The sequence below is a fragment of the Puniceibacterium sp. IMCC21224 genome (genome assembly GCF_001038505.1).
Classification (GTDB): domain Bacteria; phylum Pseudomonadota; class Alphaproteobacteria; order Rhodobacterales; family Rhodobacteraceae; genus Puniceibacterium.
Genome location: NZ_LDPY01000005.1, coordinates 52,435 through 70,967, shown reverse-complemented (window position 1 = coordinate 70,967; position 18,533 = coordinate 52,435). Strand labels below are relative to the sequence as shown.

Here is an 18,533-nt window from a genome sequence, read left to right as displayed (position 1 = left end):
AAGAAAGTTGAGATATGACCCTGAAAACAGAAACAGCGGACACAGACGCTGCAAAATCCTTCGACTTGCTCAACGTACCGGACGAGTATTTCGAAAATCCATATCCCTATTTTCGGCTGTTACGCGACGCCGATCCCGCTCACTGGAATTCCGACGGCAGCGTGCTGCTGACCCGGTATGCAGATGTTCGGCAGGTCTGGCGCGACATCAGCGGAGAGGTGTTCAAAGGGGAACAATTCGGCCAGCGGTTTGGCGAAGGTCCGCTTCTTGAGCATCACACATCCACGATGCTTTTCCGCGATCCACCGGATCACGACCGGCTGCGCAACATCGTCAACCCGTTTTTTTCGCAGGCGTCCATTCAATCCGTGAGGGGCTTTATCGAAGAAACGGTTGAGAAATATCTCGATGTCGTCGCCGAAAAACGCGATATCGACTTCGTGTCGGACTTCGCCTTTCGGCTGCCGGTTGCTGTTATCTGCAAGTTGATTGGCGTCCCTGTCGAAGATGCGGACTATATCCAGGGCGTCGGACGCAAGGTTCTTTTCCCGCTGAACCCCGCTGTCCCGGCCGAGGTGATCGCGGAAGGGCACGATGCCACTGCGGAATTCAAGTCGTACCTGCGTCCCTTCCTCGAAAAACGCCAGCGCAGCAGTGACATCGACCCGATGAGCGATGTGCTAAGCGCGATGGTCGCTGCTCAGCGGAATGGCGTCACGGTTAGCGACGATGAAATTCTGCATATGTGCATCGTCACACTGAACGGCGGTCACGAAACCACCACCAACCTGATTTCGCAATCGATCCACTATCTTCTGGATGACCCCGAAGCCATGGCGCAAATGCGCAACGGCGACGTCCCCGTCAACGTTGCGATTGAAGAACTGGTCCGGTTTATCACGCCTCTCCAGCTTCAAGGCCGCCGCGTGACGCGCGACATCGAACTCGACAGTGGAAACGGCACAATCCCGAAAGGCACCGAGGTGATAATTTGCCAGGCCTCTGCAAATCGGGATGACCGGGTGTTCGACAATCCTGAAAAGCTCAACCTTGCGCGCAAGCCCAACAATCATATGGGTTTCGGTGCAGGCATTCATGTTTGCATTGGCCGTCCCCTCGCGCGGCTTGAGGCATCTGTTGCTGTGCCGGCAGTTCTGCGGCGGTTCAAGACCATAGAGCGGACGGGACCTGCGCATTTCAATCACAACACGCGGTTCCGTGGTCTCGCCGACCTGCCGCTGCGCCTCGCGTGACGCGAACACCGAAGCGCCATCGAAAGCCGCTGGCTGAAAGATAACTACATGAAACTCTGCATTTTTGATGAGGACCGGATCGGCCTTATCGACGGTGAAACTGTCATCGATGTCACGTCGGCACTCGACGAACTTGCCCCGCTGCGGTATCCGCTGCCACGGCAGGACCGGCTCATTTCGCATTTGTCCGAACTGAAAACGCCGATTGAAACAGCAAGCCAGTCCGGCGCGCGCAAGCCGCTTTCCGATGTTCGTTTGCACCCGCCGGTCGCCAATCCCGGCAAGCTGGTAGCTGCGCCGGTAAACTACACCAAACATCTGCAAGAAGCGCGCGAGCAGGAAGAAATCCATCAAAACAATGCAGCGCAGGTGCGTGTCATTCAGGAGGTCGGGCTTTTTCTGAAGGCGACCAGCAGCCTGATTGGCGCTTCGGACGCGGTTGCTGTGCGCTTCCCCGAAAGACGCACGGACCACGAGCTTGAACTTGCCGTGATCATCGGGCGCACCGCGGACCGCGTCAAAGCAGAACAGGCGCTTGATCATGTCGCCGCCTACGCGATCGGTCTCGACATGACGGTTCGCGGGTCCGAAGAACGCAGTATGCGCAAGTCGATTGATACATACTCGGTGCTCGGCCCGTGGCTTGTGACTGCGGATGAGATCAACGATTCGGGAAATCTCGACATGGAATTGTCTGTAGATGGCGTGGTACGGCAAAAGGCCAATACGCGTGATCTCGTTCTGAGTATTCCCGAACTAATCGAAATGGCTTCGAGTTTCTACACCCTTCATCCGGGCGACGTGATCTATACGGGCACACCCGAAGGCGTTGGGCCAGTCACTCCTGGCAACTCCATCGACGCGTGGATCGAGGGCATCGGCTCAATGTCGATACAAGTTTCCTGATACAGTTTCCCGAGGACGTAAGTTGACTCCGAAACCCAATTCTTTCGGCCCGCTTTCCGGTATTCGAATTCTGGAAATCGGGCATTACATCGCGGCGCCATTTTGCACGCGCATCCTAGGCGACCTTGGCGCGGAGATCATAAAAATCGAGCCGCCCGCTGGAGACCCCGCGCGAGACTGGGGAGCGAAACAGAACGATCGCTCGCTATGGTGGAGCGTACACGCTCGCAACAAGCGTTCCGTCGCGATCGACATCAAGTCCCCTGAGGGGCTGGAGGCCGTCCAAAAAGTCATCGCGTCTTGCGATGCATTGGTCGAAAACCTCCGCCCCGGAGCGCTTGCACGACTTGGCCTTTCTTACGAGGTTCTCGAAACGCTGCGCCCGGGTCTTGTGGTCGCCCATATCTCGGGTTACGGGCAAAACGGTCCCGAACGGGATCGCGCCGCATTTGGCGTTATTGGCGAGGCAATCGGCGGTCTTCGCTACCTGACAGACCATCCTCAGGGGACAAGCGATTTGCCGCCGGTCAGGGTGGGGGTCTCGTTGGGGGATTCGGTTGCCGGGCTTTATGCTGCAATCGGCGTGCTGGCCCAGTTGCTGGGCCGCGCAGAGAACAAATCCGCGTCCTGTCATGTGGTCGATGTGGCTCTCACCGAGAGTGTGCTGAGCCTGATGGAGGATATGCTGCCTGCTTACGGTGCGCTTGGCCAGATCAAGAAACCGACGGGCGCGCGCATTTCGACCGCCGCACCCACCAGCGCCTATCCGACGCGGGATGGTCGCTGGCTCTTGATCGCTGCCAATTCCGACCTTCTCTTTGGTCGCCTGATGGCTTTGATCGGTCGCGATGACTTCGCCTCCGATCCAGAACTGTCCACCAATTCCGGCCGCGTGGCGCAGGCTGACCGGCTGGACGCAGCCATAGCGGAATGGACCCGACAGCACGACGCAAACGACGCGGCGCGCATAGTCGCCGAAGCGGACATTCCTTCGACCCTGATTTACACCGCCGCCGAAATTGTCGCGGACCCGCAATTCCAGGCGCGCGGTATGATCCGCAAGGTCACGGATGCCGAACAGGGCACGGTCCTCCACCCCGGAATCGTGCCGCACCTACCGGATTGCCCCGGAGCCATTCGTTTTGCCGGCCAAAACCTTGGGCAAGACACTGATGATGTCCTCCGCGAGTTTGCCCACATGACGGCGCAGGAAATCGGTCGGCTACGGTCGGAAAAGGTCATCACATGACGGCGCGACCGGTCACCATCGTCGAAGTTGGCCCCCGAGATGGGTTTCAGGGAATTGTTCCTTTTATCCCGACAGAGCGCAAGATCCAGTTCATAGAGCGGCTTGCTGCGACCGGACTGGAACGGTTCGAAATCACGTCCTGCGTCAGCGACAAGGCAGTGCCACAACTGGCCGATGCCAAAGATGTTATTGCCGCAAGCCAAGGCGTGCCGGGTGTGCACGGGCAGGTTCTCATTCCCACGGCGTCTCGGGCGCGGCAGGCACTGGCCTTTGGAGCTCGATCGCTTGCCTATGTGCTGTCGGTATCTGAAAGCCATAATCGGAACAATGTGCGTCGTACGCCGGAAGAGTCGGTGTCCGATTATGCAGCGATGATCGCTGACCTGCCTCCGGGCATTTCACTGCGCCTTAATATAGCGACAGCGTTCGACTGCCCGTTTGAGGGGAGGATCGGAACAGAACAGGTGTTGACGTTGCTCGATCAACTGATTCCGCTCGCTCCGACGGCGGAGATCGCGCTGTGTGATACGACCGGCAAAGCGGTTCCCGATCAAGTCGGGGAGGTATTCGACGCCGTGATCTCTCGATTTCCGGAAGTGGGCTCTTGGGCTGTGCACACCCATGACACTTACGGACTTGGCCTGGCCAATGTCCACGCTGCTTGGGAGGCTGGCGTGCGCGTCGTGGATGCGGCCTTTGCCGGACTTGGCGGCTGTCCCTTTGCCCCTGGCGCAAGCGGCAATGTTGCAACCGAAGATGTTGTTTGGATGTTCGAGCGGCGTGGAATCCAGACGAATGTGGATTTGTCCGCGTTGATCGAGATTGCAAAAGACGGCGCGTGCATCCCCGGCGCGTCTGCCGGCGGTCGCGTTCGCAAAGCTCTCGCCGGCTGTGCATGACCTCCGGAGTTATCCGGAGGTCATGTCTGGTCCAGTCACTGGGCGTCGGGTTGCCTTGATGGCGCGGCGTCGCTGAAGGCGGGCAGGGCGTCGCACGCAGCATAGATACGTGCGATGGTCGGCCAGGCGTCCAGTGGAATGTCGAAACGCCGGTTGTTCCAGACCTGCGCATACAGACAGATATCCGCCATTCCCGGTTCATCACCACAGCAGAAACGGCCGGTTTCAAGGTTTTGTGAAAGCTCGGCCTCCAGTGCGTCAAAGCCCAGATTCACCCAATGGGTGAACCATGCCTTCTGCGCGTTTTCGTCAGCCCCGAACTGCTCACCAACGCGCATCAGCACCCGCAAGTTGTTCAGGGGATGGATTTCCATGGCAATCATGTAGCTCAGCGCGCGAACGCGGGCGCGGGCCTCTGGATCACGGGGCAGTAGCGCCGGCTGCGGATGGGTTTCATCAAGCCATTCGATGATGGCGAGGGACTGGGTCAGGTGTTGACCGTCCTCGAGTTCGAGGACGGGTACCAGACCCTGCGGATTACGGCGCAAGAACTCGGGCGTGCGAGTCTCTCCCTTCCGCAACGCATAGGGAACGTAATCGTATGCCAGTCCCTTCAGGTTCAGAGCTGCCCTGAGACGGGTCGACGTGGACGAACGAAAGAAATTGTGCAGACGAAGTGTCATGCCTGTCCTTTCACGCGTTCGGTGATGGGCGTTTCGATCTTGCCAAGTCCCTCGATCTCGATCACGCAATGATCGCCGGGAACCAGCGGCCCAACCCCCTCCGGTGTTCCGGTCATGATGATATCGCCTGGCTTCATCTCCATCGACTGCGACAGGATCGAGATGATCTCTGGAACGGACCAGATCAGATTTGCCAGATCCGAGTCCTGTTTCAGCACATCGTTGACGGACAGCGAGATACGCCCACGCCCGAGATGGCCAACCTGTGCGACAGGATGAACGGGACCAATCACTGCCGAAAAGTCGAAGGCCTTGCCCCAATCCCACGGCCGACCCTGCTCGCGTGCGGCAAGCTGAAGGTCGCGGCGCGTCAAATCATTTCCGACAGCGTAGCCCCAGACATGGTCCAGGGCGTGCTGGGTCGGAATGTCCCGGCCAGCTTTCCCGATGGCAACCACCAGCTCGGCCTCGTAGTGAAAATTCGAGGTCTCGGCAGGATAAGCCACCGCGACACCGGAATCCACGACAGCGTCAGCGGGTTTGGTGAAAAAGAACGGCGGATCACGGTCAGGATCCTTGCCCATTTCTCTTGCATGCGCGGCGTAGTTGCGGCCGACGCAGAAGACGCGGCGCACTGGCAGCCGATCATCGCTCCCCGCCACGGCAACTGAAGGTTGGGGGATTGGATCAAAGACGAAAGCCATATTATTCCTCATGCGAAGTTACATTGGCAGGGATGTTCACTGAATGACGCGATCGCGCCCGAAATGTCAGGAACAGCCCACTAAGCAGCAGGAAGCCGCTTGCGTTGAGTGCGACCGTCATGTTGTCACCCGGCGCAGCGGGGATGAGTAGCGCCGCCCCCGCACATCCGAGAAGCAGGCGGATGCCGATGCTCAGCCGCCCCGCCATCCAGCCTACAAAGGCGGCAGACACTGCATAGACGCCCAGACTGGCCGTTACGACCGCAATGACGACCTCGACCGGATCACCATTGAGCAGCAGTGCCGGTGAGAAAACGAAAATGAAGGGTACAATGTACGCTGTCCATCCCAGCCGTACCGCTTCCAGTGAGGTTTTCATTGGCGGCGCCTTGGCGATGACGGCGGCAAAGAACGCGCCGATACCGATTGGCGGTGTTACCATCGACATCATACCGAGATAGAATATGAAGAGATGCGCGGCGATAGGATCAATACCCGTTCCCACCAATGCCGGAGCGATCAGCACAGCAAGCAGCAGATAAACACCGATCGTCGGCATACCCATTCCGAGAATTAGACTGGCGACGGCAGCTATAAGCAACAGCGCAAACAAACTTTCGCCGCCCAGGGTGACCAGAGATGCCGTCATCGCAAATCCAAACCCACTGACGTTGAGCATGCCGATTATCAGACCCGCTGCGGCGGAAATCATCAGAATGTCAGTCAATGAGCGTCCGGTTTCACTTAGCGCACTGGCAAATTGGCGCAACCTGATCCGATGCCCTCCATAGCCGGGATAAATACCGACCAGCAAGGCCAGTCCCGAACCGATCAATGCCGCAAATTCCGCTCGCTGATTAAACTGGAATATCGCAAGTATGATGGCGGCAAATGGAAGGGTAAAGGGCCAGCCCTTGCGCATAACCTCGCCCAGGGATTTCAATTGACTGCGGTCAAGAGGTTTGATTCCGTCGCGCGCCGCCGAAATGTCCACCTGAATGAACAATGCGAGATAATAGAGAAAGGCGGGAACAATGGCGGCAATGACGATCTCGGAATAAGGCCGCTGAAGGATGTCAGCCATAAGGAATGCAACCGCGCCCATCACGGGAGGAACTATCTGCCCGCCCGTCGAAGCGACGGCCTCAATCGCTGCGGCACGGGCGCGCGAAAACCCGGAATTGATCATCAATTTGATCGTTACGACCCCGGTGGCGACGATGTTTGAAACCACCACGCCCGAAATTGTTCCAAACAACATGGAACCGATGATAGACACTTTTGCCGCACCGCCCCGACGGCTGCCCATGGAAGAACTGGCAAGATCGTTGAAAAACTCTCCCCCACCCGAACGCATCAGCAGCGCGCCAAAGAACACAAAAGCGATCACGATTGTCGCCGCGACATTCAACGTAAGGCCAAGGAGGCCGTTTGCGTCAAAGATGAGATAGAGAAACAGCCGATCCGCATCGACTTGACGGGTTTGCAGGGTGCCTTGCAGATTATGCCCAAACAGCCCGATCGCGAGCATCAGCATCACGAGGATTACAAGCGTCCAGCCCGTAGTGCGACGTAACGCTTCCAGGACCAGCGGCAACAGAAGCGCGGCCACCACCATCGCATCAACCGGTTTCGCGAGCCAAGCGCTGCCGAGTTCGGGATAGCGCAGCGCGAGGTAAAGCGCCGCGCCGAAACTCAGCGCCGCAAAGATCCAGTCAGAGGCTATGAGCAGTATGCGCGGTATCGTCCGATTGCCATCGCGGCTCTTGCCAAGAAATACCACGGGCAGTCCAAGGGCAAGGACCACAGCAAGGAACTGTTCGGTATAGAACAGGTATCCCAACATTGACGGTACATTCGCAACTTGCACTAACGCCGCCAATGTCAGAAGCGCGGCGAGAACGGGCACGACAAGGCGCCGAACCCGTTCTGCGGGAGTCATGATAGTCTGGTCCATGGAAGACATCTTGTCGGTGTCCTATAAAAGCGAGCCTAAATGGCCGGACCTATTTCTGAGGCACCTGCTCGACGCCGCGGCTTTCGAAGAAGGCAACCGCCGCGGGATGGTATTCGAGTCCGGAATACTCACGGTAGGCGGTTTCAAGCGATATGGACGCGAGCGGGGGATAGCTTGCGACGATATCTTCCTTGCGATCAAAGATTGTGGTCAGCATCGCCGTCACGCTTTCATCGGAGACATGTTCCCCTGCGACGAGCACATTGTCCCAGGCAATCATCTGGATCGGCTCGGTGATACCAACCCGCACCGGACTGGGTGAAACTTCGGTGAAGTAGTAGTAGGGGCGGTATTTGCGCACCACAGCAAGGGTTTCTTCGTTGGCATCAATACCCAGATATCGGATGCCCCCCAATGCGGCGTTGGCTTCGGCAACCTTTGGTGCGCCGACCGCGAAGAACGCGGTATCTACCCTTCCGGCAATGAACTCATCGGCGCCCCTGATCAATTCGGGAACCAGAACAGGCGTGACATCGTCGAGCGATAGCCCGGCGGTCGCGATGATCGCTTGCGTCAACGGAATGCTGAGGGGGAAGGCATTCCAGCCAACCGGAAAGCGCTTGCCCCGCAGATCCTCAAGCGATTTGATGTGGGAGTCGTCGCGCACAAAAAGCCCAACCGGGAAGGTATTGATCTGCGCGACGATCCGAAGTTTCGGCATTTCCCTGGTATAGTCGCCAGTGCCGGTGACCGCTGTATAGACATCGTTGGCGTCATTGAGCGTGAATTCGGCAATACCGCTGTCGAGCGCCTCCATGGTGATGGCATTCCCGCCGAAAGGCTGCACGATGATGTTTTGGCCCTCGCCGCGCGCGGCGTTCGAGATGGCCCCTGCCATGGTATTCCACACAGAACCTTGCGGTGACGTCGCGAACGAGACAGTTTGTGCTGCCACCGGCGACGATAGCGCGACGAGCGCTGCAAATAGGGTATGTCGTATGCGTTTCATTTGGTTTCTCCCTGCGAACCATGGTCAAAGTCCGGCGTGGCGAGGGCCGCGCTCTTTGGTTGTTTTACGCTAAGCCTTCGTCTTTCAATGCCTGGATCACTGCGGGACGAGAACCGATACGACCGGCATATTCTCCCAGCGCCGGAGCAAAACCCAGGTCAATTTTCTGGAATTGCGCCCAGCCCAGAAGCGTGAAGAGGTAAGCATCCGCGATCGTATAATCGTCGCCGACGAGATACCCCGATTGACCGATCATGTTTTCCGCAAGATAGCTCAGACGCTTTTTCAACAGATCTTCAAACAGCTGCCGGGCGTCGGCCTGAAGAGAAGGATTGAACAACGGCGTGAAATTTTTGTGAACTTCCGTCGACAGGAAATTGAGAACTTCCAGAAGTCGCCAGTGCAACATCCCTTCATCCGGCGCAAGGTTCTTTTCGGGAACCTGCGCTGCCAGATATTGCATGATGACGGCCGCTTCGGTCAGCTTGTTGCCGTCATCGAGAATAAGGGTCGGCACCAGCGATGTCGGGCTGATGTTGGCATAGTCCTCCCCATCAACGAACTTGCCTTTCTCGGACATGTCAACTTTGTGGAACGAGAGCGGAATGCCTGTCTCGAGTGCGACAATATGCGCCGCCATCGAGCAAGCACCAGGGATATAGTAGAGTTTCATACGCGGCTCCTTTAGGGTCTAATTGCGGTCGGAATGCACTTCGTGCGCAATCCTAAAACCGCCAGATTATTCCAGTACCAACGATGAGCGGATCGAGCGTGACCTCCGCATCGAATGGTGCGCCACCGATAGATCCGGAGACATCGGCTTCGGCCCAGAGTTTCTTCACATCAAAGTAAAGACCGACGTCTTCAGTGACCATCGATTCAAAGCCGATCTGCACCATCGGACCAACCTTGGTTTTGACTTCCAGGTCCGATGCCGCCCCATCGCTTTCGCCAAGATTGACCACATAGTTCAGGCCGGCCCCGATATATGGCTGAAAGCGCGGATTGTTTGACTTGAAATGGTACTGACCGGCCAGGACCGAAGGACCATAGCGCAATTTGCCGAGCTCGACCGGGGGCAGGCTGCCAGCCCCGCGCAACTCCGCTTCCGGCGGGGTTCCAATCGTCAAGGTAGCCGACCACTGTTTACTAAAGCGATAGCCGATATCCACCGAAATGGCATAGTTTTCGTCTACCTTGACATCCGCTCCGGGCACAGATGCCCCGCCGATGGAAAGGTCGGCACTTGGCCTGAAAAACACCCCTGCGGGGCCTGTCCGAAGATACCACCCTTCAAAGGCTTGTTCCTCTGCGGCCGCCCATCCACCCTGAGTTGCGATAAGTACGGCCGCTAAGGCCGACTTTGTATATACGTTATTGCCCATGCTTTATCCTCCCGGTCAGCATCAATGAGATTTCAGTCTAGAAAGCGCGCGAGACAGGTTGCCGAATCTCCCAATTCCGGCAACCTGAATACTTCAGATGAGTTTCCTCAAGTTCTCTGTTGTCACCAACTCGTCGCCCGTGACTTCATAGCCTTTTTGGATCAACTTGCGCGCAAAGGACATGTCGCGCGGCTGCCCGAATGTGATGACTCCGTCGATCCGACCATTCGTGACGTAAAAGTTCGTGAACCTGCCATTCTCACCGGGACGCGTGTGAACGGTCGCTCCGGGGTCGGTAATACGGCCGATCATCTGAATGTTGATGTCGTATTGATCCGACCAGAACCATGTATTCGGTTCATAGGAAATGTCCTGACCCAGCATGTTTTTGGCTGCTGCAACGCCTTGATCCTGTGCATTCGCCCAAGATTCAAAACGGACAAGATTCGCACCTACCTTGACGACAGCGACATCGCCGCTTGCGTAGATGTGCGGATCGGATGTGCGGGTGAACCGATCCACGACGATACCGCCGGTGTCCACCACCTCAAGCTCGGCCGCGCGTGCAAGATCATCATTTGCCACTGCACCGATGCCCACGATCACTGCCGAGATATCGAGAACTTCTCCGTTGTTCAGCGTGACGCGTTCGACTTTGTCGGTCCCTTCGATCGTCGAGACCTGCGTCGCCAGAAGTACACGCGTCCCGTGCCCCTCGTGCAACTTGATCAAGGCTTCACCGACCTCGTTCGGCAAGCTTCGACCGCAGGCCCGATCCGCCATTTCGACGACGACGACATCCATGCCAAGTCGGCGGGCGGTAGCCGCCACTTCCAGGCCGATCCAACCGGCACCGAGTGCCAGAAGCGTGCCGCCAGGCACAAGCGCGGAACGGATCGCCCTGGCATCCTCAATCGTTCGCAGATAAAAAACGTTCGATTTGGAGTCCAGGTCATTGCCCAAATGACGCGGATGACTTCCCGTTGCAATCAGAAGCCGATCATAAGGCACTTGAGCGCCATCCGAGAGAATGACGTGCTGCGCTTCCCTATCAATACTTCTGGCACTGACATTTCTTCGGAAGTCGATATCATGCTGCTCGACAAAACTTTGCGTAAGCAGGCAGACACTTTCTTCTGTTGCTGTCCCCGTCAAAAGCGCCTTGGACAGCGGCGGCCGCTCGTAAGGTAAATGATTTTCTTCACCTATTAGCGTCAGATCACCTGTATATCCCCCATTTCGCAGCGTCTTCGCTGCGGATGCGGCTGACTGTCCTGCGCCGAGAATGACGATGTGATTGATGGCGGAGTCCGTACTCATGTCTTTTCCGTTTTTCCGTCTAGAGCCGAGAGGTAGCAGTACCTCTCGGCAATTTTGAACCTAGGCGCAGCTGGGCCGCCGCTTTCCTGATACCAGGGATCAGGAGCCGGTTTTGAAGCTTTCGGGGAACGGGGCGCCCCATGCACTGAAAATGCCGGGCTCGTCGGCCCGCCAGAGCTTCGGGCCAGCTTTGCGATCAACGCAGCGCGGCATCTCTCCGGAAAGTTCGTAGCGATTTCCATCCGGCGTGATGAAATAGGAGTAAAGGTTGTTGCCGACACCATGACGCCCAGGCCCGGCTTCGGTCTCAACGTCCGAGTTCGCCATCTGGTCAAGCATCATCTTCATGTGCTCGATATTCGGGAACGTCCAGGCCAGGTGATCCAGCGTTTCATGCGGCGCACCGGCAAACATAGCCACGTCGTGATGATAGTCGCCCACATGGAGCCAAGCGGCCATACGACCTTGTCCACCGGGGAATTCGACGACATCCGAAGCGCGGAAGCCGATGACGTCGCACAGGAAGTTCATCGTCGTCGTGACGTCCGATCCGGCGCGCAGGGTAATGTGGTCCAGATCTTGCGGTGCCAGTCCGCCGCGCAGGTTCTTCTGACGCGCGCCCGGAGAGTAGTAATGTTGACGATGGGACTCGTCGATCAAGACGATCTGCATCTTCTGCCCCTGGGGCGGAAGATCGAACTCGATGGCGCGAGCGACACCGGGTTCGCAATCGCTCATGTCGCGGACTGCGACACCCGCGGCCTCGACCGCCTTGCGGATCCGGGTCAGATCTTCCTCATCGTCCGCCGCGATTGCCAGGCTCTCACAGCCCGTGCCGCCCGCGGTCAGCGCAACATCGAACATCCCGTCGATGCCGCAAGTAAGATAGACCGTGCCATCGGCGCGCGTGACCTCTTCGAGGCACAGCACCGACTTGTGGTACTCAACCGATTTTTCAAGATCCGGGACCCGCAGAGTCGCGTGCGAAAGTTTCTGTAAAGCCAAATCGATATCTCCCTTGTTTGTCTTATACGCCCGATTTCAGAGCTTCCGCTAAAAAATCGAGGCGATCATTCCCCCACCACATCTTGTCACCAAGAACCATGGTTGGCGCACCGAATACGCCAGCCTCGCTGGCCTGCTGCGTCAAGCTCTCCAACCTTGTCGCAGCGTCGCCGGAGCGGGCGAAGTTCAGTAGCGGAGCGGGGTCCGCTCCGATTTCAGCGCTGGCGCGTTCAATGATCCCCGGATCCTCCGGATCGCCCCCACGCCCCCAGATTTCATCCCAGACGAGTTTCACAAAGCGCTGAGACTGCTCTGCCGAGACCGTCTCGATCACGCGCACTGCCGCGGCATTCGCCTGCGCGGACTTGAGCGAGGCCGGAAATGCCAAAGGCACACCATAGCGAAGCGCCCAGCGGTCGAGATCTTCGCGCAGATAGGCGATCTTGATCGGTATGCTGACATTCGCCGGGCCGGTGTTGCCGGCGAGGACTTTCAGACGAGGCAGATCGACCGGGTGCAGGACGATGGAAATCCCATGATCCTGCACGATCTCAGGCAACTTCTGAAAGGCCAGATAAGCGAATGGACTCATGAAATCGAAGTAGAAGTCCAGCTTTCGCATCAATTGCCCGCCCGCAGGCTTTCAGCGAGTTCAGCCCACTTCTGACCCGCAATGCGCCCACCCTCAAGGATCGGCTCCGGCGTGACATGATAGGGGGGACGGCAAGGACCCGCCTTCATCCAACCCGCAGCGTCCATCCGGATCTTCTCAATCGAGATATTGTAACGCGAGAATTCCTTGAACGACCCGTTCGGGAACAGCGTCTTGTAGGTCATGCCGATCCGGTCGGTCAGTGCTTTCGCCTCGGCCCAGTCTCCGGACTTGCGCGCCTTCTCCATAAGATCGCGCAGCAGGATCGCAGGCTCAGGGCCGCACACTGCGCCGCTTGTCCAGAAGGCGGTGCAGTGATCGGGGTCGATACGCGCTGCGGCATAGTAATCCACATCGAGGGGCATCAGGCGAATGCGACGCTTCGACAGGTTAAGATCTGGGTACAGCCCACCCATGTTGAGATATTTCGCCGAGACGATCTGCGGCAGATCGGAAACCTGGGCCCAGAAGGCACGACCGAACTCGTACTTGAACGCCTCGGGATTGGCGTAGGCACAGATTGCCACATCGGGACATGCTTCGGTTACATCGCGGTAAAACTGAACCGCGGTTGCGGTGTCGGCTTCCACCCACATCGGAATGCCCAGCATCACGCCATCAACGCCGATGTCACGCACGATGCGCATCTGGCGAATGGTCTCACGGGTGTTCAGGCTGGTAGTGCCGGCGAAAAAGGGAACCCGCCCGGCCACTGCATCCACCACCGTGCGCACATACGCTTCTTTTTCTTCCCAGGTCAGCGTGGCGCCTTCGCCAAATGTACCCAAGGCAAGAATACCGTCCACCCCGGATTCCACCAGAGCATTTGCGACACGCGCCGTTTCGTCCAGATCCACGGAAAACTCGGTGCGCCAGTCGCTTGCGTCGTCCTTGGCCGGGGTCGGCATAATTGCCCAACAGCCAGTTACATCGTCTACAGTAAGCAGAGTTCTCTTCGCGGACATTTCGCCACCTCGTTTGATTGTGCGCGACATCTTCACGCAGCTCAGTAAATTTTCGGAGAGCATAAAGAATGTAAAGCGCGCATACGATGCGTCGCGAAACTAGGCGAACATCCCTCCCCCTGGATGACCTACGCATGCTTACTAACTGCAAATGGTACCTGTCAAGCCGCTTCTGGATATTGAGATCGGCAGGCCCTCGCGCCGCAAAGAGGTCGCGCTTGGCGCCGCGCCGACCCCCCGCAACCAGGCGTTGAACATCTGGATGGGCTGACCAGAGAACATCCGCCTTGCGCGAGACAGGATCGCGCGGGGCTGCTGATCTTGCGCATACTATAGGGCTTTGTTGTGCAGAGCCGAGGGGGGTTTTATCTCGTGAATCCGGCATGGCAGCTGGTCTGCATGAGCAGGCCCATCCCGCCGACCTGCAAGACCAGAAACTGGCCAGCCTACAACAACGCGCTGAAGCACCGTGGCTCCCTTACGATCTGGTTCGATCCGGACATGGTGTGGGTGCCGCCGCCAACCGGCAAGCGAAGCCGACCGCCTCAATATAGCGATGCCGCGATCCAGACGTGCCTGACGTTGAAAGCCCTGTACGGCATGGCCCTCCGGCAGACGACCGGGTTCGTCGAGAGCCTGCTGCGGCCGATCGGCCTCGACCGGGGCCGTGCCGGACTTCAGCACGCTGAGCCAGCGCCAAAGGTCTTTGGCAGTGACCACCCCCTGTCGCGGCTCAAAAGGCCCGTTGAACCTTCTGGTCGACAGCACCGGCATCAAGGCCGCGGGCGAAGGAGAATGGCGAATGGCACGCGACTTTGATCGCCAAGTCGCCGAACTCCGGGTCCACGTCGCCGTGCTGAACGGCGACACCGCGCTCGGCATCCCTGTCACCGAGCCCGTTGGATAAGTGCGTCCGGGGAAAGGGGAACACCGACCTTCACCTTCTGTGCGCAACAAGGTCCCTCAGCGCCGGAAAGATTCATCCTACACCCGATCCACGATATGCGTGGACTGACCACCTGCAATGGGCCGGTTTGGTGAGAATGTTGCAACCAAGTAGAAATGTCACTGGTTGCGCAAAGTAGAAATGTCCCGCTGGGGCGCTGACGGGAGCGCAGCCTGGCAGGGCGGAGGCCTCACATGTCGCAGCCCTGGCTGGCTGCGCGGGCCTCTCGCTCGGCGCGTTTTCGGGCGTAATAGGCGTCGAGTTTTGATGGTCTTCCCGGCGGTTTGTGGCCGGTCGGTTCGTAGCGCGTCCGCTGCTTTCCCGCACGCGGTTTCCTGGGCGGCGCCTTGTCCTGCTCCTCCTTGAGGAACTCGAGCACCGCGCTCAGATGCTTGTTCTCGGTGATCGCGGCGTGGGTCACGCGCTGATCCTTGTCGAAGGCGGAATAGGGATAGGGATAGGGATAGGGGAGAGAGACACCCTTCCATCGAAACTCCAGCCGGCCATCGGGAAACTCGTAACTGTCCACGTATTTGCCGGGCAGGCCGCGTGTGATGTCGTTCTCCTCAAGGAGGATGCGCCGTCGTTCGCAGGAGAACGCCAGCTGCTGGCTGACATAGCGTTCGCCGCGCAAACACAGGATGCCCCGCAGGCGATCCGGCTCGTTATTGAGCGCACGGTGCAGGGTGTCCGGGCGGCGCGGCGCCTTGGCGAACTTCGCGTTGTAGCGCTCGACAAAGCCGGGCAGGAAGGCATTGCCTGCCTCCATGTCGAGATACCGGCAAGCCGCAGTTCCTTCACCAGACGGTCCTGCAGCCTGCGGTTGGCGCGTTCGACGCGGCCCTTGGCCTGCGAGCTGTTGGCACAAAGGATCTCGATGTTGAGATCGTTCATCGCCCGACCGAACTGGGTCATGCCATGGCCCGACTTCGCGCCTTGTTGCGCGACCCTGCACCCTGCTCGTCTTCATCGACGATGCCACCAGCACGTTGATGCAGCTGCGCTTCGTGACATCGGAAAGCACCTTCAGCTATTTCGAGGCTCTGGAAGGCGACCTGGTCGCACACGGTCGCCCGGTTGCTTTTTATTCCGACAAGCACACGGTGATCCGATCCGTCGATCTGAACCAGCTCGCCATAGCATTCCCGGCGAAGGCGCGGCTGATGGCATGCCCGGCGCTGTTTGCGCGACAGCCACAGACCGTCCTCGGCCATCCATTTGCGCAGCGTCTCGCGCGATACCTTCAGCCCGTGATGTCCTCCAGCATCTCGGCTGCCAGCGTCGGGCCAAAATCCGCAAACTGCTCCCGAACCAGAGAAACGCCATATTCCCGCAGCCCGGGATCGATCCGGCGGGTCGACGGTCGGCCGCGTGCCTTGTGCCGGATCGAAGCGGCGCCCTCAGACTCGAACCGTTTCAGCAGCCTGTGCACCTGGCGGCGGCTCAGCCCGAGCACATTGGCCGCCGTCACTGCCGTCACTGCCGTCATGCGGCCCTGGGACACCTGACTAAGAACCTCAACCCGATCCAGCTCGCGCTCGCTCATCAAAACCCATCCCACGGTCACGCTCCAATCCTTCCTCGCCGAAAGGGAAGAGTGACACTTCTACTTTGCAGATGCGGGGCATTTTAACTTTGCGCTTACAGAGAATACACGGATAATCCGTTTTATGTTAATTTCGTCTCCAGTACGTTCCATCCTGCACCACCTGCGATTCCGAGAGAAGCTTCTCAAGATGCGCTGCAACATTTCGTTCTGCGGCCATTGCAATATGCGGATCGGATTTCCTGTAGACAGAAGCGGCAATGTTTTTCACCGTATCCGAGGTGTTCGCAAGGTGCGCGAGAATCTCCGCTTCCCGACGCTCCCGATTGGCGAGCAGCCGTTTGGCATAGGGTTGCGGATTCCGCAGAACCGGACCGTGACCCGGCAGGTAAATCTTGTCGTCACGCGCGATCAATCGCTGAAGCTGGGCACAGTAGTCGTGCATGTTGCCGTCGGGCGGGCTCACGATCGAACTGTTCCAACTCATTATATGGTCGCCGCTGAACAGAACCCCGTCCCGGCGCGCGAAGCAGAGGTGATCGCTCGCATGGCCCGGTGTGTGCAGGACAGTGAGATCAGCGATCATCTCTGCGTCCTCCAGGACTCCGTCAGGTTGAAACGCGTCGTCCGGAAAAACCCGCGAGACATACACCGGCAGACCTGTCTTTTCGCGCAAGACCGGGGCCGCGCCAAAGTGATCGGAATGGTGATGCGTGACGAGAATCCCGGTTGGGCTGGTTCCCAGATTCCGGATAATCGCGTCGAGGTGACCGCTGTCTTCCACCGGACCGGGGTCGATAACATACCGACCCTCGGATGTGTCGACGAGGTAGGTGTTCGTCCCATGGTAGGTCATCTTTCCAGGATTGTTCGCGACAATCCTCTGGATGCCCTCGGCCACCTGCACGCATTGCGCACGGGGAGGTTCCGGCTCTGCGAAAAACATGCTGCTCTTTGTCATTGGTTATCGCCACCGTTTGTCAGCCAACGCCCTGCGGCCCGAGGAAAGGACATCGCCCCCTTGGCCGCAAGACGTGAAATAAATTCCGCTGAACGACGGACTCTGTTGCACAAAGCCGTCGCTGAGCGGACTTCCCCTTTCCCCGGACGGATTTATCCCACGGCCTCTGTGACAGGGATGCCAAGGGCGGTGTAGCCATTCATGACGGCGATGCGCACCTGTACTTCCGCGACCTGTCGGTCGAAGTCCCTTGCCATGAGCCGCTGACCCAGCAGTTTGACACAGTGCATCTTTGTCTCGACGCGGCTTCGGCGGTGGTATCCGCTCCAGTTTCGCCAGATTGCGCGGCCGAGGTATTTCGAAGCTCGCAGGGCCTCGTTTCGCGCCACCGCACCCGCGGTGATGGCCTGCCACGGCTTCGCGTTCTTGCGGGGCGGGATGACGGCATGGGCACCGCGGTCAGCGATGACGTCGTGGCATTTGCGGGTATCATAGGCACCGTCTGCGGTGACGCTGCCGATCGCCTCGTTCGCCGGGATCTGGTTGAGCAGATCGGGCAGCACCGGCGCATCACCAATGTGGCTCCCGGTGATCTCGACGGCGCGGACCTCGAGGGTTTTCTCGTCAATCCCAAGATGGATCTTGCGCCAGACCCGCCGCTTGGGCCCACCATGCTTGCGCGCGTTCCACTCGCCTTCACCCTCGACCTTGATGCCGGTGCTGTCGATCAGCAGGTGCAACGGACCCTTGGAGCCGCGATAAGGGATGTTCACGGCCAGCGTCTTCTGGCGACGCGATAGCGTGCTGAAGTCCGGCACCGCCCAGTTCAAACCGATCAGACGCAACAGGCTCTCGACGAACCCGGTCGTCTGCCGTAGCGCCATGCCGAACAGCACCTTCATCGTCAGGCATGTCTGGATGGCAGTGTCGCTGTAGGTCTGCTGTCGGCCGCGTTTGCCGGTCGGCGCAGCACCCCAGATCATCTCGGGATCGAACCAGATCGTCAGCGAGCCACGGCGCTTGAGCGCTTCGTTATAGGCCGGCCAGTTCCTGGTCTTGTAGGTCGGGGGTGTGGGTATGCTCATGTCCTACA

Annotated in this window: 18 protein-coding genes and 2 pseudogenes; 6 read left to right on the top strand and 14 right to left on the bottom strand. The window is 58.6% G+C overall.

Features of this window, described 5'->3' with window-relative positions:
- The first annotated feature begins 14 nt into the window (after positions 1–14).
- Genes IMCC21224_RS24475 through IMCC21224_RS24460 form a run of 4 tightly spaced genes read left to right on the top strand, consistent with a single transcriptional unit; the run spans position 15 to position 4,307 of the window.
- The gene (locus IMCC21224_RS24475; protein WP_009505783.1) at positions 15–1,253 is read left to right on the top strand and encodes a cytochrome P450; all 1,239 of its coding nucleotides are present in this window, start codon (positions 15–17) and stop codon (positions 1,251–1,253) included.
- Positions 1,254–1,301: 48 nt separating this feature from the next.
- Entirely contained in the window at positions 1,302–2,159 is an 858-nt protein-coding gene (locus IMCC21224_RS24470; protein WP_009505782.1) for a fumarylacetoacetate hydrolase family protein, read from the top strand.
- Positions 2,160–2,181: 22 nt separating this feature from the next.
- On the top strand, positions 2,182–3,408 hold the full coding sequence (locus tag IMCC21224_RS24465; RefSeq protein WP_047998182.1) for a CaiB/BaiF CoA-transferase family protein: 1,227 nt from the start codon (positions 2,182–2,184) through the stop codon (positions 3,406–3,408).
- Positions 3,405–4,307, top strand: coding sequence for a hydroxymethylglutaryl-CoA lyase (locus IMCC21224_RS24460; RefSeq protein ID WP_009505780.1), 903 nt, complete (start codon positions 3,405–3,407; stop codon positions 4,305–4,307). Before IMCC21224_RS24465 ends, IMCC21224_RS24460 begins: the two co-directional genes overlap by 4 nt.
- Positions 4,308–4,342: 35 nt before the next feature.
- On the opposite strand, the gene maiA is transcribed toward IMCC21224_RS24460, so the two are convergent.
- From maiA to IMCC21224_RS24410, 10 genes are all read right to left on the bottom strand, one after another.
- A complete protein-coding gene (maiA, locus tag IMCC21224_RS24455) occupies positions 4,343–4,990 on the bottom strand; it encodes a maleylacetoacetate isomerase (protein ID WP_047998181.1) in 648 nt (215 codons plus the stop codon).
- A complete protein-coding gene (locus tag IMCC21224_RS24450; protein WP_047998180.1) occupies positions 4,987–5,694 on the bottom strand; it encodes a fumarylacetoacetate hydrolase family protein in 708 nt (235 codons plus the stop codon). The genes maiA and IMCC21224_RS24450 overlap by 4 nt, the downstream gene beginning before the upstream one ends.
- Before the next feature lies 1 nt (position 5,695).
- The gene (locus tag IMCC21224_RS24445; RefSeq protein WP_255348007.1) at positions 5,696–7,636 is read right to left on the bottom strand and encodes a TRAP transporter fused permease subunit; all 1,941 of its coding nucleotides are present in this window, start codon (positions 7,634–7,636) and stop codon (positions 5,696–5,698) included.
- A gap of 64 nt (positions 7,637–7,700) precedes the next feature.
- Positions 7,701–8,660, bottom strand: a complete 960-nt coding sequence (locus IMCC21224_RS24440) for a TAXI family TRAP transporter solute-binding subunit (RefSeq protein ID WP_047998178.1) — start codon at positions 8,658–8,660, stop codon at positions 7,701–7,703.
- Positions 8,661–8,724: 64 nt separating this feature from the next.
- The gene (locus IMCC21224_RS24435) at positions 8,725–9,333 is read right to left on the bottom strand and encodes a glutathione S-transferase N-terminal domain-containing protein (protein ID WP_047998177.1); all 609 of its coding nucleotides are present in this window, start codon (positions 9,331–9,333) and stop codon (positions 8,725–8,727) included.
- Between the two features lie 52 nt (positions 9,334–9,385).
- Positions 9,386–10,045 carry an OmpW family protein gene (locus IMCC21224_RS24430; RefSeq protein ID WP_047998176.1) on the bottom strand — a complete coding sequence of 220 codons (660 nt, stop codon included), beginning with the start codon at positions 10,043–10,045 and terminating at the stop codon, positions 9,386–9,388.
- A 93-nt stretch (positions 10,046–10,138) separates the two neighbouring features.
- Positions 10,139–11,365, bottom strand: coding sequence for an NAD(P)/FAD-dependent oxidoreductase (locus IMCC21224_RS24425; protein ID WP_047998175.1), 1,227 nt, complete (start codon positions 11,363–11,365; stop codon positions 10,139–10,141).
- 99 nt (positions 11,366–11,464) lie between these two features.
- Positions 11,465–12,370 carry a VOC family protein gene (locus IMCC21224_RS24420; protein ID WP_009505771.1) on the bottom strand — a complete coding sequence of 302 codons (906 nt, stop codon included), beginning with the start codon at positions 12,368–12,370 and terminating at the stop codon, positions 11,465–11,467.
- Positions 12,371–12,392: 22 nt separating this feature from the next.
- Positions 12,393–12,992: a 2-hydroxychromene-2-carboxylate isomerase gene (locus tag IMCC21224_RS24415; protein WP_047998174.1), complete on the bottom strand. Its 600-nt coding sequence runs from the start codon at positions 12,990–12,992 to the stop codon at positions 12,393–12,395.
- Positions 12,992–13,987: a dihydrodipicolinate synthase family protein gene (locus IMCC21224_RS24410; protein ID WP_034453093.1), complete on the bottom strand. Its 996-nt coding sequence runs from the start codon at positions 13,985–13,987 to the stop codon at positions 12,992–12,994. Before IMCC21224_RS24410 ends, IMCC21224_RS24415 begins: the two co-directional genes overlap by 1 nt.
- A gap of 399 nt (positions 13,988–14,386) precedes the next feature.
- On the opposite strand from IMCC21224_RS24410, the pseudogene IMCC21224_RS27530 reads away from it, so the two are divergent.
- Positions 14,387–14,786, top strand: a pseudogene (locus IMCC21224_RS27530) (transposase); the annotation flags it as partial.
- Between the two features lie 337 nt (positions 14,787–15,123).
- Here IMCC21224_RS27530 and IMCC21224_RS28350 read toward each other — a convergent pair.
- On the bottom strand, positions 15,124–15,702 hold the full coding sequence (locus IMCC21224_RS28350; RefSeq protein WP_369796069.1) for a hypothetical protein: 579 nt from the start codon (positions 15,700–15,702) through the stop codon (positions 15,124–15,126).
- A gap of 181 nt (positions 15,703–15,883) precedes the next feature.
- Between IMCC21224_RS28350 and IMCC21224_RS28345 the strand changes: the two are divergent.
- A pseudogene (locus tag IMCC21224_RS28345) lies at positions 15,884–16,045 on the top strand (ISNCY family transposase); the annotation flags it as partial.
- Positions 16,046–16,176: 131 nt separating this feature from the next.
- Here IMCC21224_RS28345 and IMCC21224_RS28340 read toward each other — a convergent pair.
- From IMCC21224_RS28340 to IMCC21224_RS24385, 3 genes are all read right to left on the bottom strand, one after another.
- On the bottom strand, positions 16,177–16,479 hold the full coding sequence (locus IMCC21224_RS28340; protein WP_369796068.1) for a helix-turn-helix domain-containing protein: 303 nt from the start codon (positions 16,477–16,479) through the stop codon (positions 16,177–16,179).
- Between the two features lie 127 nt (positions 16,480–16,606).
- Entirely contained in the window at positions 16,607–17,440 is an 834-nt protein-coding gene (locus IMCC21224_RS24390) for an MBL fold metallo-hydrolase (RefSeq protein WP_223866017.1), read from the bottom strand.
- Positions 17,441–17,592: 152 nt separating this feature from the next.
- Complete coding sequence (locus IMCC21224_RS24385) at positions 17,593–18,525, bottom strand: IS5 family transposase (protein ID WP_047998173.1); 933 nt, start codon at positions 18,523–18,525, stop codon at positions 17,593–17,595.
- Positions 18,526–18,533 lie beyond the last annotated feature (8 nt).

Excerpts from the sequence above, each read along its gene's own strand:
- IMCC21224_RS24475 (WP_009505783.1), top strand. The coding sequence starts at position 15 with ATGACCCTGAAAACAGAAACAGCGGACACAGACGCTGCAAAATCCTTC.
- IMCC21224_RS24470 (WP_009505782.1), top strand. The coding sequence starts at position 1,302 with ATGAAACTCTGCATTTTTGATGAGGACCGGATCGGCCTTATCGACGGT.
- IMCC21224_RS24460 (WP_009505780.1), top strand. The coding sequence starts at position 3,405 with ATGACGGCGCGACCGGTCACCATCGTCGAAGTTGGCCCCCGAGATGGG.
- maiA (WP_047998181.1), bottom strand. The coding sequence starts at position 4,990 with ATGACACTTCGTCTGCACAATTTCTTTCGTTCGTCCACGTCGACCCGT.
- IMCC21224_RS24450 (WP_047998180.1), bottom strand. The coding sequence starts at position 5,694 with ATGGCTTTCGTCTTTGATCCAATCCCCCAACCTTCAGTTGCCGTGGCG.
- IMCC21224_RS24445 (WP_255348007.1), bottom strand. The coding sequence starts at position 7,636 with ATGACTCCCGCAGAACGGGTTCGGCGCCTTGTCGTGCCCGTTCTCGCC.
- IMCC21224_RS24440 (WP_047998178.1), bottom strand. The coding sequence starts at position 8,660 with ATGAAACGCATACGACATACCCTATTTGCAGCGCTCGTCGCGCTATCG.
- IMCC21224_RS24435 (WP_047998177.1), bottom strand. The coding sequence starts at position 9,333 with ATGAAACTCTACTATATCCCTGGTGCTTGCTCGATGGCGGCGCATATT.
- IMCC21224_RS24430 (WP_047998176.1), bottom strand. The coding sequence starts at position 10,045 with ATGGGCAATAACGTATATACAAAGTCGGCCTTAGCGGCCGTACTTATC.
- IMCC21224_RS24425 (WP_047998175.1), bottom strand. The coding sequence starts at position 11,365 with ATGAGTACGGACTCCGCCATCAATCACATCGTCATTCTCGGCGCAGGA.
- IMCC21224_RS24415 (WP_047998174.1), bottom strand. The coding sequence starts at position 12,992 with ATGCGAAAGCTGGACTTCTACTTCGATTTCATGAGTCCATTCGCTTAT.
- IMCC21224_RS24410 (WP_034453093.1), bottom strand. The coding sequence starts at position 13,987 with ATGTCCGCGAAGAGAACTCTGCTTACTGTAGACGATGTAACTGGCTGT.
- IMCC21224_RS28350 (WP_369796069.1), bottom strand. The coding sequence starts at position 15,702 with ATGGAGGCAGGCAATGCCTTCCTGCCCGGCTTTGTCGAGCGCTACAAC.
- IMCC21224_RS28340 (WP_369796068.1), bottom strand. The coding sequence starts at position 16,479 with ATGAGCGAGCGCGAGCTGGATCGGGTTGAGGTTCTTAGTCAGGTGTCC.
- IMCC21224_RS24390 (WP_223866017.1), bottom strand. The coding sequence starts at position 17,440 with ATGACAAAGAGCAGCATGTTTTTCGCAGAGCCGGAACCTCCCCGTGCG.
- IMCC21224_RS24385 (WP_047998173.1), bottom strand. The coding sequence starts at position 18,525 with ATGAGCATACCCACACCCCCGACCTACAAGACCAGGAACTGGCCGGCC.